Raw genomic sequence first — 12855 nt, 5'->3', positions numbered from 1 at the left:
CCCCGGCCGGCTGTCTCAGCGGAACAGGTGGGCGTTCTCCTCGGCCCACCGCCGGAACGGCCTGCCCGGGGAGCCGGTGACCCGCGACATCGTGTCGCGCACTGCCAGCAGCTCGTCGTTGACGTCCCCGCCCGTGACATCGAGCACCGCGTCCGCGCCCTCCTCGCCGAAGACCGCGGCCAGCTGGGCACGAGCCTCCTGCCGGCTGGTCTCGACGAAGGGCACATCCCGTCCGAGCGCTGCCGCGATGGCCTCGACCTGCTGCCGGGGTGTCACCGGCTCCGGACCGGTCAGGGCGTACGTCCGCCCCCGGTGGCCGGGCTCGGTCAGCGCGATCCGCGCCACCGACGCGATGTCCGCGGGGTGGATCGTGGGCAGGCCGGTGTCCGCGTACGGCGCGCGGACCGCCGCACGGTTACGGATCGGCCCCGCCCACATCATGGCGTTCGAGGCGAACTGCGTCGGCCGCAGGATCGTCCAGGCCATGTCGCTGTCCTTGAGCAGCCGCTCGACCGCCAGGTTCTCGCCGGCGGGGCCCAGGTGCGGATGGGTCTGGACGGTGATGGACGACACCAGCACCACGTGCTCCACACCCGCCTGCCGCGCTGCCGAGAGGATGTCCGCGTCCGGGCCCATGCGCGACAGGAGGAACAGCGAGCGCACACCCTCCAGAGCGGGCCGCAGCGACTCCGGCACCGCGAAGTCACCCTCGACGGCCTCGACCCCCTCGGGGAACGCCGCCCTGGAGGCGTCACGGGTGAACCCTCTCAGGGGCCCCGCCCCGCACAAGTGCAACTCCCTCACCAGTGCGCTGCCGATGTTTCCGGTGGCTCCGGTCACGAGGATCATGAGCGTGTTCTCCCGCCGTCAGGTGATCGACTTGAGGACACGCTAGAAGCTCGATCGCGCTTCAGGTCAAGAGCGTTCGTCGACAGCCGCGCAGCCGTCCGAAGGGGCTGCCGGAAGAACCTCTTCCGGCAGCCCGGTCTCCCCGGTCCGGTCACGGCTGGACGGGCATGCTCCAGCAGTTGGAGGTGGCTGCCTTGCCCGCGAGCCGGTCGGTCAGCCAGCCGATGGCGTCGCCCTGGTCGGTGAGCAGCGGGGCGAAGTGGTTGAGGAGCGCGCTTCCCACGTTGGGCAGTACGACGGGCTTGTAGGTGACGTCGCCTCCCTTGCGGCACCAGTCGACGGCGAGTTGGCGCGCCTGGGCGTGCGGAACGAGGTTGTCGCTGACGCCTGTTGCCAGGCGGACGGGCCCGGACGGTTCGAGGGTGCCGATCCGCTGGCTGTCCAGGAACGACTGCAGGGCGGGTGTCTCCGCGATGATGTCGCTGATGCTCTGTCCGTCGGTCGTCCACTTGGTGCTCTTCGCGTAGCCGTAGTTGAAGAGCGCGTCTCCGACACACATGGTCGACAGGTCGGCGAGGGCGGCCTTTCCGGCGGCGTTGAGATGCGCCTCGGCGACGGGCCTCAGGGACGGGTCGGACTGGAGGAAGCCGTTGAGCGACCAGCCCAGCGCGCCGGCCAGTTCGCTGCCGTCGATGGCCTTGGTGACCGAGGTCAGATTCGCGGGCGGCGCACCCGCGTAGGTTCCGGCGAGCGTGACGTCGGGGGCGTAGGACGCCTGGAGTTCCGCCGCCGCGGCGGTCGCCCCGCCGCCCTGGCTGTAGCCGAACAGTCCCACGGGCGAGGCGCCGGTGACGGACGCCCCGTCGACCGCGCGGGCGGCGCGGACCGCGTCCAGCACCGCGTGTCCCTCGTCGAGGCGGTTGACGTAGGTGTGCAGCCGGTCGGTCGCCCCGAGGCCCACGTAGTCCGTGACGACCACCGCGATGCCCTTCGCGAGGAGGCGGTAGATCGCCAGGTCCTCGTAACCGATGGACACCGTCTGGCTGTTGACGGTCAGCGGGTGTTCGAGACCGAGGGACGCGGCGCACTGGTCGCCCTGGCCCATGGTGCCGGGGGCCAGCGCCACCAGCGGCCGGGGGCCGCCGCCCTGCCACCTGGCGCTCGGTTCGATGTAGGCGCCGGTGACGGCCACCGGCTGACCGTTGGAATCCGTGGACTTGTACATCAGGCGGGTCGCGCTGCCGGGGAGCGGACCGTCCAGGCCGGGCAGGCTGAGGGCGAGCGGGAGCGGCTCGCTGCGGATCAGGGTGCCGTTCGCCGAGGGCAGGCCGGCGGGCGGGTCGTAGAACGCGGGGATGGTGACGCCTCTGGAGACCACCTCGTCCGCCGCGGTGGCGGCGGTGCTTGCGAGGGCCTGGGCGCCGAGGCAGGCGGCAGCGGTGACTGCTGCTGCGAGCAGCCGTCTGCGTGCGGGCATGGCGAACCTCCTGTGATGCGGCCGGCAGTGAGGTGCACAGGTGAATGCGGCAGGAGAGCGCGGCCGTCCCGGGCCGGCTCATCCCGCTGGGGGGGTGGTTCGCCAGAACCTTACGCACGAGTAAGTTACTCGTGATAGCGCCGCGTAGGTTACGGTTCGGTAATTTGACAACTTGTCTAACTGGGGGCCCTGTCCGGGCGGTCGGGAGCCCCGACCGTGCTCACGCCCGCGGAGTGTGCGACAGATGGGCCAGCACGGCCAGCACCCGGCGGTGGCCGCTGTCGCTCGGGGGCAGGCCGAGCTTCAGGAAGACGTTGCCGATGTGCTTGTGGACCGCGCGCTCGGTGACGACCAGGGTCCTGGCGATGGTCGAGTTGTCATGGCCCTCCGCCATCAGGGTCAGCACCTCCCGCTCGCGCGGGGTGAGCGAGTCCAGCGGCGAGTCCTTGCGGCGGGTGAGGAGCTCCGTGACGACCTCGGGGTCCAGTGCGGTGCCACCCGCGGCGACCCGCTCCAGCGCGTCGAGGAACTCGTCGACCCGACCCACCCGGTCCTTGAGCAGGTAGCCGATCCCGCTGGTGCCGCCGCCCAGCAGTTCGGCCGCGTAGGACTCCTCGACGTACTGCGAGAGCACCAGCACCGGCAGCCCGGGGATCCGCTCGCGCGCCTCCAGCGCCGCCCGCAGCCCCTCGTCGCGGAAGGACGGCGGCATCCGCACGTCCAGCACGGCCACGTCCGGCCGGTGCGCCAGCAGCGCGGGCAGGACCTCGGGCCCGCTGCCCGCGACGGCCACGACCTCGTGCCCGGCCGAGGTCAGCAACAGGACCAGTCCCTCCCGCAGCAGGGCGTTGTCCTCGGCGATCACCACACGCACGGCAGCTCCACTTCGATCATGGTCGGGCCCCCGACGGGGCTGGACATCCGCACGGTGCCGTCGAGCGCGGCGACCCGGCGCCGCATGCCGAGCAGCCCCGAGCCGCCCGATTCGTCGGCACCGCCACAGCCCTCGTCCCGGATCCGGACCCGCAGGCCGCGCCGGGCCCGGACGAGGTGCACCTCGGCGCGGGTCACCCCGCTGTACTTGGCGACATTGGTGAGCGCCTCGGCCACCACGAAGTAGGCCGCCGCCTCCAGTGCCGCGGGCGCGCGCACCCCCTGGTCCAGGCCGCCGTCGTCCAGGGCGACCTCCAGTCCGCTGCTCGCCGCCAGCGCCCGTACCGCTCCGACGAGACCGCGGTCGGTGAGGATCGGCGGATGGATGCCGCGCACCACGTGCCGCAGCTCCGTCAGCGCCTTCTCGGCCTGCTCCTGGGCCTCGTCCAGCAGCTTGAGGGCGCTCTCCGGCGCGCCGGCGTAGGCGCGCTTGGCGAGTCCGATGCGCATGGACAGTGCCACGAGCTGCGCCTGTGCCCCGTCGTGCAGATCCCGTTCGATACGGCGCAGTTCGGCACCGTGCGCGTTGATCGCGTCGGCCCGGGTCTGCGCCAGCCGCTCGACCCGGGCGGTGAGCAGCGCCTGCGGGGACGGCTTGAGGAGGGCGGTCGACCAGTCGGCCTCCAGGTCGGCGAGCCGCACGACCAGCGGCAGGACGACCGCCTCGCGGCGCAGCAGCCCGCACCGCACACCGTCGACGACCAGTCCCACCGGCCACAGCGGCAGCGCGAGGGCGAGCAGGGCGCCGTAGAACCAGTAGGCGACCACCCAGCGCAGATCGTGGCGGGTGCCGGGATCGCGTACCGACCGGACCACCCGCTCGCGCATGGTGCCGGTCAGCGGCTGGTACACCTCGGGGATCTTCACGCCGGTCCACGCGGCGGTCAGGCTCCGCTTGGCCCCCGCGATCCGCCGGATCAGCAGGACGGTCTCGGGCAGGAGCCAGGCGCCGACCACGGCCACCGTGCCGACCGCGGTGATCAGCAGCACGGTGATGAAGATCCACATGCCGAACGCCATCGCCGCGGCGGCGAAGAGGTGGAGCGTGGCCCAGGCCGCGCGGCGCACCGATTTCCACATGGGCAGGACGGTAGTGGGTTTGCTTGAGTTAGGCAATTATTGGACGGACGCAGCCCGTCCCATCACCGAGGAGGAGTCAGCGATGCGAGGGAACATCGAGGTCCAGGCCGCGCCGTCCCGCACCGGCGGCCGGGACGTGCTGATCGCGGGACCCGACTCCACCGACACCGATCTGCTCACCACGACGTTGGAACTGGCCGGTTATCGCATCGCGGGCAGGGCGGGAACCGGCGTCGAGGGGATCGAGCAGCTCATCCGGCGGCGGTTCGACCTGGTGGTCTGGGACGCCACGATGCCGGATCTGAGGGAGGTGGCCCGAGGCCGCCGTATACCGCCCGAGGACCGGCCGCCGCTCCTGTATCTGATCACCTGCGAGTACCTGCACACCCTCCTGCCTGTACTCGGCCGTGGACGGGAGGACTACGTCACCAAACCCGTCCGGGCCACCGAGGTCCTGGCCCGCGCACAGATCCTGCTGCGAGGGCGGCGCCCCCCGGGCGGGGCGGGGGAGGCCGGTTGCGACGACCTGGTGCTGGACCGGGCCGGCTGCCAGGCCTGGCGTGGCTCCAGGGCGCTCGGTCTGACCCCGGCCGAGTACCGGCTGCTGAGCCATCTGCTGTCCAACGCCGAGCATGTGCTGTCCAAGGAGCAGATCAGCCGGCACGTCTGGGGTGAGTTCCGGGCGAGCGAGGCCATCGAGAAGCTCGTCTCCCGGCTGCGTCTGAAGGTGGACCGGGAAGAGCCCGCACTGATCCATACGCACCGGGGTTTCGGCTACCGGCTCGGGCGGCCCCGCTGCTGAGACCGATCCGCCGGGCGGCCCTCCTCGACCGCCGGGCGGCCCTCGCGGCCCATGTGACGGCGGTCACGTCCGGGAATTGTCAGGTAACGGTCCGGCAGGTGTCAGACAGGCGGGCTTGCATGCCGGGACAGCGACCGTCGCCACCGGACCGGACGGGGCCGGACTGGACCGGATGGGACTGGACTGGACCGGACCGGACCGGACGGTACGGGGCCGGGTTTCCGGGACGGGCCCCGGGCCGGCCGTCCGGGGCGGGTGTCACGGGCGACGGACACCACTGCGCCGAGGAGCAATGCATGACGACCGTAGGAATAGTCACCGGAGCCGGACGCGGCATGGGGGAGGCCTGTGCGCGACGGCTCGCCGACACCGTAGACGTGCTGCTGCTCGTCGACCGGGACGCACCGAGTGCGGAGGCGGTGGCGGCGGACCTCGACAGCGGGGGCGGCAGGGCGCACGCCGAGCCGTTCGCAGCCGACATCACCGACCGTGCGGCCCTGGCCGGTCTCGCCGAACGGGTCGCCGAACTCGGCACGCTGCGCTCCGTCGCCCACGCGGCCGGGATCTCGCCCACCATGGCCGACTGGCGGCGCATCTTCCAGGTCGACCTCATAGGGACCGCCCTGCTGGCCGAGGCGCTGCGTCCGCTGGCCACGGCGGGCACCGCGCACGTGTACTTCTCCTCGATGTCTCCCCTGCTCATGGGTGTCGACCACCCCGATCCGGCCGTCGCCGAGGCCTTGGACGACCCGCTGCGGGAGGACTTCCTGGACCGGATCCGGGAAGCCGTCGGGCCGGAGGTCGAGGAGTCCAACCTGGCCTACCCGTGGGCCAAGTACGGAGTGGCCCGGTTCGCGCGGAAGGAAGCGGTGCGGCTCGGGCCGGTCGGGGCACGGGTGTGCTCGCTGGCACCGGGCATCATCGACACCCCGCAGGGCCGGCAGGAGGCGGCGAAGCACCCCGTGATGCAGCAGCTCGTCGACGCGACGCCGCTCGGCCGGACCGGCCGTTCCGAGGAGGTCGCCGATGTCGTGGCGTTCATGCTCTCCGACGGGGCGAGCTTCCTGAACGGCGTCGACATCCTCGTCGACGGCGGGGTCTGCGCGGCCGTCCGCGACAGGTGACGACGGGGCGCCGGACCACCGAGCACGGCCGGGTGGTCCGGCGCACCTCCCTCCGAAATCCCCGGGTACGCCCGGTGCTCGGTGCCCGGTTGCCGGTCACCGGTTGCCCGCTCCGATCGGCTCCGCCCTTGCCCCGTCTGGGCGGGCCCTTGCCCCGTCCGGGCGGGCCCCTGCGCCCCTCGGACGGGCCCCCGCCCCCGGCGGCCGGGCCGCTCCGGAGGGTGAACCGGTTCACGTCAGGCCGCGCCGTACGGCGTCGGCAGGATCGAGGTGTCCGCGCCCCGCAAGCCCGCCAGAGCACGATTTCACCCCCGCCCACGGTCCTGCGCCGCCCGTTCCGCTCGACCACGACACAGGCCGCCCGCCCGCGCTCGACGACGACCCGGAGGACCGTACTGTCCCCTTCCGCAAGGAGATTGGACCTGCCGGTCGGTCTCAAGGCCAGGTGATGGAAGGCGCGGTCACCGGCCCGCACAACGGGGAGTCCCGGTGGCCGGGACCGTCCCCGGCACCGGACCCTGCCGTCACCTAGCGTCAGCCGTGCCCGACGAGAGGAGACCCCCGTGAACGAGCTCCGCCCCGCCGCCCCGGCCGAGGAGATCGGCACCGACGGCGACGACACCGCGCTCACCGCCTCGCTGATCGAGGCGGAGGACCTCCTGGAGGAGGTCTCGATCGACGGCATGTGCGGCGTCTACTAGGCCCCCACCATGACAGCAATGGACCTCGACCGTGCCTGGGACCTGCATCCGCAGGTCTCCGTGCGGCCGGAACCCTTCGGCGCGCTGCTCTACCACTTCGGCACCCGCAGGCTGTCGTTCCTCAAGGACCGTCGGCTGCTCGCCGTCGTCCAGGCGCTCGCGGACGCGCCCACGGCCCGCGCCGCCTGCCTGGCCGCGGGTCTCGCAGAGGACGAACTGTCCCGCTACGGCCGGGCTCTCGCCGTACTCGCGCAGTCCTCGATGGTCGTCGGGAGGACCTCATGACCGCCACGCCCACCTCGTCCCGGCTGGTCGACCTGTTCGAGTACGGGCTCGACGCACCGATCTGCCTGACCTGGGAACTGACCTACGCCTGCAACCTGTCCTGCGCCCACTGCCTGTCCAGCTCCGGCCGCCGTGACCCGCGCGAGCTGAGCACGGCGAAGGCCAAGGCCGTCATCGACGAACTGGAGGCCATGCAGGTCTTCTACGTCAACATCGGCGGCGGCGAGCCCACCGTCCGCCCCGACTTCTGGGAACTCCTGGACCACGCCACGAACCATCACGTCGGCGTGAAGTTCTCCACCAACGGCGTGCGGATCACCCGGGAGACGGCCGAGCGGCTCGCCGGCAACGACTACGTGGACGTCCAGGTCTCCCTCGACGGCGCCACCGCCGACGTCAACGACGCGGTGCGCGGCCCCGGTTCGTACGCGACCGCGCTGCGGGCGCTGGAGCACCTCGCCGCCGCCGGTATGCGCAACTTCAAGATCTCCGTGGTCTGCACCCGGCACAACATCCCGCAGCTGGACGACTTCAAGGCCCTCGCCGACCGCTTCGGCGCCCAGTTGCGCCTGACCCGGCTGCGCCCCTCCGGACGCGGCGCCGACGTCTGGGACGACCTGCACCCCACGGCCGGACAGCAACGGGAGCTGTACGACTGGCTGCTGGCGCACGGCGACAACGTGCTGACCGGCGACTCCTTCTTCCACCTGGCCGGCTACGGCCAGGCGCTGCCGGGCCTCAACCTGTGCGGCGCCGGCCGCGTGGTCTGCCTGATCGACCCGGTCGGGGACGTGTACGCCTGCCCGTTCGCCATCCACGAGGAGTTCCTGGCCGGCAACGTCCGCGCCCCGGGTGGGTTTTCCAGGGTGTGGCGCGACTCGGAGCTCTTCCGTCGGCTGCGGACACCGCAGCACGGCGGCGCCTGTGCCTCCTGCGCGTTCTACGACACCTGCAAGGGCGGCTGCATGGCCGCGAAGTTCTTCACCGGGTTGCCACTGGACGGCCCCGACCCCGAATGCGTCCAGGGACACGGCGAGAAGCTGCTCACCCTGCGCCCGGTCGGTGGGTCCGGACTTCCCAAGCCGTCCGGGGACCACTCCCACCGGACCGGCGCACCGGTGCGCGACTGCGTGGAGGACCCGCTGGCCGGACTGCGGCTCACACCGAAGGAAGAGAACGGGGCGCATGGCTAGGAACCCCTGGTTCGAGACGGTCGCCGAGGCACGGCGCCGGGCCAGGCGGCAGCTGCCGAGTTCGGTGTAGGGCGCCCTCGTGGCCGGCTCGGAACGCGGCCGGACGATCGACGACAACAGGCCGTGGACCCGGACGGGGAGGTGGCCGTCGCGCGGGCCGCGGCGAGCCGGGGCGCGTGATCACGGGGGTCAGTTCCTTCGCGAGCAAGCCGGTGGAGGAGGTCGGAGAAGCACAGCCGGACCTCTTCTTCCAGCTGTGCTGGAGCGGCACGCGCGCGACCATGGTGCGCCGCATGGACCGGGCGCGGGCGGCGTGCGCCAAGGCCCTCATCGTCACCCTCGACTGGTCCTTCTCGCACGGCCGTGACCGGGGCAGCCCCGCCGTCCCGGACCGGCTCGACCTGAGGACCATGCTCCGGTTCGCCCCCAAGTGCTGCCCCGAGCCGCCTGGTTGTGGCGGCCGGGTACGACGGGCCACGGCGATCGCCGCCGTGGCCGATATCGCGCTTGAGCACCGACGTGATCAGGCCACGCCGGACCCCGTTCGCTACGGCGTCGCCCGCCGTCTCGACGACCTCGCGTACCGCGCCGGGGTCTGGTTCTCCGCCCTCGGGGCCGCTCGTCCGCCGCCCTGCGGCCCCGTGTCACGCGCTGACGTACACGTGTCCCGGTCAGCGGAAAGCAGAGGGCGAGGGCCGGTCCGGTGCCCCGACACTGGGGCCACCCCGCCGCGGGCGAGGGACCAGTCACCGGGAGGTGTGCGGAGTGACGCATGAAGTGGTCGGCCGTGTCGAGGAGTCGGGTCCTGAACTGGCCGCACTGGCCGACGAGAACGAGTCACTCGGCAGGCTGAGCGACCGGACCGTCGAACTCCTGCGTTCCGCGGGGGTCGTACGGATGCTGCAGCCCAAGGAGTTCGGTGGATTCGAGGCGCATCCCCGGGAATTCGCGGAGGCGGTGATGGCCGTGGCCCGGCACGACGGGGCCGCCGGCTGGGTCTGCGGAGTGGTCGGCGTTCACCCGTGGGAGCTGGCCCAGATGGACCCGCTCCTCGCCCACGAGGTGTGGGACGAGGACCCCGACACCTGGATCGCCTCGCCCTACATGCCCAACGGCATCGCCGAGCCGGTGGACGGCGGCTATGTCCTCAGCGGCCGCTGGCCGTTCTCCTCGGGCACCGACCACTGCCGCTGGGACTTCCTCGGAGCACTCCTCGGGGACGGAACGGGCAAGCCCGCCATGCCGGTCACCGTGCTGCACGTCGTACTGCCCCGCTCCGACTACGAGATCGTCGACGGCACCTGGGACGTCATCGGACTGTCCGGCACCGGCAGCAAGGACGTCGTCGTGGACAAGGCGTTCATCCCCGAACACCGGGCCGTCCGGCAGGAGTCCGTCCAGGAGGGCGCCGCGGCGGAGGCGTTCGGCCGCACCGGCACGCTGTACCGGCTCCCCTTCGCCTCGATGTTCCCGCTCGGCATCACCGCGGCGGTCATCGGCATCTGCGAGGGCGCGCTCGCCGTCCACCTCGCCCAGCAACGCGACCGGGTGGCCGTGACCGGTGTCCAGGTCCGTGACGACCCCTACGTGCTGTACGCGGCGGGGGAGGCCGCCGCCGAGATCGCCGCCTCGCGGGTCCAACTCGTCGACGGCATCAGCCGGCTGTACGACCGGGTGGAGGCCGGCCTGCCGGTGACGATCGAGGACCGGGCGAACGTACGGCGCAACCAGGTCCGCTGCGCCTGGCGCGCGGTGTCCGCCCTGGACGAGATCTTCGCGCGCTCCGGCGGCAACGCCATCCGGCGCACGAACCCGATCCAGCGCTACTGGCGGGACGCCCACGTCGGACTCCAGCACATGATCCATGTGCCCGGAACGGCCTACCACGCGAACGCCCTGGCCCAGATGGGGCTCGAACTGCCCGAGTCGATGCGTGCCCTGATCTGACTCCGGCGCCGCTGTACGACAGGCCCGTCGGCCGGGACGCGGCGGACCCGTCAGGAAACGGCGTCGTCCGACGCCGTCGGCCAACAAGGGAGCTGCAGATGCGGAAAGACCTGTACCTCAGACTGGAACGAATTTCGGCGTGGTGCGGATTCGTCCTGCTGGTCGGCTTCGTCGCCGCCTTCAGCGCGGGCGGCATCCTCACCCCGATGAGTCCGACGAAGAGCCCCGCGGACATCGTCACGTTCCTGCACGACCACCGGACCGGGATCCTGTGGTGTGTCGTGCTGATGGTGCTCACCGTCCCCTTCGAGTACCCGTACGTGATCGTGACGAGCCTTCAGATGCGCCGGGTCGAAGGCGGCTGGGGCCTGCTGTCCATGATCCAGCTCACCACCGGCGTGGTCGCCCCGCTGGGGTTCTTCTTCCCCCTCGCGATCCTGGCCGCGGCGGCCTACCGGCCGGAGATCCACTCCCCGGACGTACTGGCCGCGATGAGCGACACGTTCTGGCTGATGTTCGTCGGCAACGCCTGCATCTTCGTCCTGCAGGTCTGGTCGATCGGGTACGCGTCGTTCGTCGACCGGCGTGAGCGTCCGGTCTTCCCTCGCTGGTACGGCTGGCTCAGCATGGTGCTGGGGGTCCTTCTCGTACCCGGGGCCTTCGTCTTCCTCTTCAAGACCGGGCCGCTGGCCTGGAACGGGATACTGGCCAACACGATCCCGATGCTGACGTACTTCGTCTGGAAGATCGCCACGCCCGTCGTGCTGCTGCGCGCGGTCAGGTCCGAGGAGCAGGAACTGGCCGGGACGGAGGCCACGGCACCGGTGACCGTCTAGAACCCGCGCGGCCGCCGCCGACCGGATCCCGCGACAGACGGCGCGGGATCCGGCTGGTCGTCCGCTCGGGGCCGATTCCGTGTCCGCCTGGAATTGAGTATCCGTAATTCGAATATACGGAATGGGCCCTGGTGCCAAAGCCCCATGTCAGGAATCTGTCAGGTTTCCGGCGGCCTCGGTTCAACGGTCATTCCATATGCTGAATCATTGACTAGACCGGGCGGTACAGCTAACTTCGCATCATCCGCGGGTTGGGTTCTGCCACGAACGACGAGGTTCGAAAGAGGTACCGCCTGTGTTCAAGGAATTTGTCGTGTCCGGCGACTCGCACATCATCGAGCCGGTCGATCTCTTCAAGACCCGGCTGCCCAGGCAGCTGCGGGAACGGGCCTTGTGGGAAGAGGAGTTCACCCTCGACGAGCCGATCGTCGACGGTGGGCACACGGAGTTCAAGAAGCTGCACACCATCGGGTTCGACGGCTGGACCATCTCCAAGTACCGGCAGACCGGCGGGGAGACCCCGGACGGCGACCCGGAGCACATCATCCGGGACATGAACTTCGACGGTGTCGACGCGTCGGTGATGTTCCCGAACCTCTCGCTGTTCGTCCTGTTCACGGACGACCACGAGCTCTCCATGGCCCACGCCCGGGTGTGGAACGACTACCTGGTCGAGCGGTATCTGCAGTACAAGGACCGGCTGCGTCCGACGGCGGCGATCCCGCTCACGGACGTCCCCGAGGCGGTCGCGGAGATCGAGCGGGTCGCGCGGCTGGGCATCGGCGCGCTTCTCCTCCCGGAGATCCCGCCCCTGCCGTACTACTCGCGGGAGTACGACCCGGTCTGGGCGGCCGCGCAGGCGCACGGGCTGCCGGTGTTCATCCACGTGGCCACCGGCGGGGTGAAGGTCAGGGAACAGGTGTCCGAGACCGCGCTCACCGTCCGCGGCCTGATGACGGCCATGAACATGGGCAAGGGCAACCTGACCGACGACATGGTGGCCGGCCGCACCATGGGCAGTGCGGTCGGCTCGGCCGTGGCCGGCCCGCAGGGCATCATCGCCAGCCTCGTCGGCGGCGGGGTGTGCGAGCGCTTCCCCGACCTGCACTTCAACCTGATCGAGTACACGGCCGGTTGGCTGGTCTCCTTCATGGGCTACATGGACAAGGCCTGGAAGACGGGCACCGGTCAGGACCCCGACTGGTGGCTCGGTTTCTGGGACGACAGCCGTGGTCCGAAGGAGCAGCCCTCCATGGGGCGTCTGTTCGCGGTGAACGACAAGTGGCCCTACCCGCTCAAGCCGACCGAGTACGTCCGCCGGCAGATCCATGTCCAGTTCGCCGACGACCCCACGGCCGTCAAGGCCCGCCACATCACCGGGCTGTCGACGGTGATGTGGGGCAACGACTACCCGCACGCCGAGGGCACGTTCCGCAGCAGTGAGGAGTGCATCGCGGAGAACTTCGAGGGCGTGGGGGACGAGGACCGTGCCGCCATCCTCGGCGGCACCCTCGCGAAGGTGGTCGGCTTCGACGCGAGCCGGAAGCTGGCGCCCGTCGCCGAGGAGGTCTGACGTCGTCGGGAGGCGATGAGCGACGGGTGAACCCTGCCGGGGGGGGGGGGGGGGG

Annotated in this window: 13 protein-coding genes; 9 read left to right on the top strand and 4 right to left on the bottom strand. The window is 71.1% G+C overall.

Annotated features, from left to right (window positions below; genetic code table 11):
- Positions 1-15 precede the first annotated feature (15 nt).
- The 4 genes from IEZ11_RS46625 to IEZ11_RS46610 form a co-directional block, all read right to left on the bottom strand.
- Positions 16-849: an NAD(P)H-binding protein gene (locus tag IEZ11_RS46625; protein ID WP_189269170.1), complete on the bottom strand. Its 834-nt coding sequence runs from the start codon at positions 847-849 to the stop codon at positions 16-18.
- A 151-nt stretch (positions 850-1000) separates the two neighbouring features.
- Positions 1001-2326 carry a lipase family protein gene (locus IEZ11_RS46620; RefSeq protein WP_189269169.1) on the bottom strand — a complete coding sequence of 442 codons (1326 nt, stop codon included), beginning with the start codon at positions 2324-2326 and terminating at the stop codon, positions 1001-1003.
- Positions 2327-2546: 220 nt separating this feature from the next.
- Complete coding sequence (locus IEZ11_RS46615; RefSeq protein WP_189269168.1) at positions 2547-3200, bottom strand: response regulator; 654 nt, start codon at positions 3198-3200, stop codon at positions 2547-2549.
- A complete protein-coding gene (locus tag IEZ11_RS46610) occupies positions 3188-4339 on the bottom strand; it encodes a sensor histidine kinase (protein WP_189269167.1) in 1152 nt (383 codons plus the stop codon). Before IEZ11_RS46610 ends, IEZ11_RS46615 begins: the two co-directional genes overlap by 13 nt.
- 82 nt (positions 4340-4421) lie before the next feature.
- Between IEZ11_RS46610 and IEZ11_RS46605 the strand changes: the two genes are divergently transcribed.
- The 9 genes from IEZ11_RS46605 to IEZ11_RS46565 all read left to right on the top strand — a co-directional run bounded on the left by IEZ11_RS46605 (position 4422) and on the right by IEZ11_RS46565 (position 12800).
- A complete protein-coding gene (locus IEZ11_RS46605) occupies positions 4422-5141 on the top strand; it encodes a response regulator transcription factor (RefSeq protein ID WP_189269166.1) in 720 nt (239 codons plus the stop codon).
- Positions 5142-5437: 296 nt separating this feature from the next.
- Positions 5438-6265, top strand: coding sequence for an SDR family oxidoreductase (locus IEZ11_RS46600; RefSeq protein ID WP_189269165.1), 828 nt, complete (start codon positions 5438-5440; stop codon positions 6263-6265).
- A gap of 563 nt (positions 6266-6828) precedes the next feature.
- Complete coding sequence (gene mftA / locus IEZ11_RS46595) at positions 6829-6966, top strand: mycofactocin precursor MftA (RefSeq protein WP_229713810.1); 138 nt, start codon at positions 6829-6831, stop codon at positions 6964-6966.
- A 9-nt stretch (positions 6967-6975) separates the two neighbouring features.
- Complete coding sequence (mftB, locus tag IEZ11_RS46590) at positions 6976-7251, top strand: mycofactocin biosynthesis chaperone MftB (protein ID WP_229713807.1); 276 nt, start codon at positions 6976-6978, stop codon at positions 7249-7251.
- A complete protein-coding gene (mftC, locus tag IEZ11_RS46585; RefSeq protein ID WP_189269164.1) occupies positions 7248-8444 on the top strand; it encodes a mycofactocin radical SAM maturase in 1197 nt (398 codons plus the stop codon). Before mftB ends, mftC begins: the two co-directional genes overlap by 4 nt.
- Positions 8445-8620: 176 nt before the next feature.
- Positions 8621-9220 carry an alpha-hydroxy-acid oxidizing protein gene (locus IEZ11_RS51585; protein ID WP_229713805.1) on the top strand — a complete coding sequence of 200 codons (600 nt, stop codon included), beginning with the start codon at positions 8621-8623 and terminating at the stop codon, positions 9218-9220.
- Positions 9210-10391 (top strand): acyl-CoA dehydrogenase family protein, encoded by a 1182-nt coding sequence (locus tag IEZ11_RS46575; RefSeq protein WP_189269163.1) that lies wholly within the window; start codon positions 9210-9212, stop codon positions 10389-10391. Before IEZ11_RS51585 ends, IEZ11_RS46575 begins: the two co-directional genes overlap by 11 nt.
- Before the next feature lie 98 nt (positions 10392-10489).
- Entirely contained in the window at positions 10490-11227 is a 738-nt protein-coding gene (locus tag IEZ11_RS46570) for a hypothetical protein (RefSeq protein ID WP_189269162.1), read from the top strand.
- A 313-nt stretch (positions 11228-11540) separates the two neighbouring features.
- Positions 11541-12800, top strand: a complete 1260-nt coding sequence (locus IEZ11_RS46565) for an amidohydrolase family protein (RefSeq protein ID WP_229713804.1) — start codon at positions 11541-11543, stop codon at positions 12798-12800.
- Positions 12801-12855 lie beyond the last annotated feature (55 nt).

This window comes from Streptomyces fuscichromogenes (assembly GCF_014645815.1).
Taxonomy (GTDB): domain Bacteria; phylum Actinomycetota; class Actinomycetes; order Streptomycetales; family Streptomycetaceae; genus Streptomyces; species Streptomyces fuscichromogenes.
Note: the sequence above shows the minus strand (reverse complement) of the source record. Positions and strands in the feature narration are given on the sequence as shown.

Coding starts and splice junctions, on each gene's coding strand:
- mftC (WP_189269164.1), top strand. CDS start 7,248: ATGACCGCCACGCCCACCTCGTCCCGGCTGGTCGACCTGTTCGAGTAC.
- IEZ11_RS46600 (WP_189269165.1), top strand. CDS start 5,438: ATGACGACCGTAGGAATAGTCACCGGAGCCGGACGCGGCATGGGGGAG.
- IEZ11_RS46570 (WP_189269162.1), top strand. CDS start 10,490: ATGCGGAAAGACCTGTACCTCAGACTGGAACGAATTTCGGCGTGGTGC.
- IEZ11_RS46620 (WP_189269169.1), bottom strand. CDS start 2,326: ATGCCCGCACGCAGACGGCTGCTCGCAGCAGCAGTCACCGCTGCCGCC.
- IEZ11_RS46610 (WP_189269167.1), bottom strand. CDS start 4,339: ATGTGGAAATCGGTGCGCCGCGCGGCCTGGGCCACGCTCCACCTCTTC.
- IEZ11_RS46625 (WP_189269170.1), bottom strand. CDS start 849: ATGATCCTCGTGACCGGAGCCACCGGAAACATCGGCAGCGCACTGGTG.
- mftB (WP_229713807.1), top strand. CDS start 6,976: ATGACAGCAATGGACCTCGACCGTGCCTGGGACCTGCATCCGCAGGTC.
- IEZ11_RS46605 (WP_189269166.1), top strand. CDS start 4,422: ATGCGAGGGAACATCGAGGTCCAGGCCGCGCCGTCCCGCACCGGCGGC.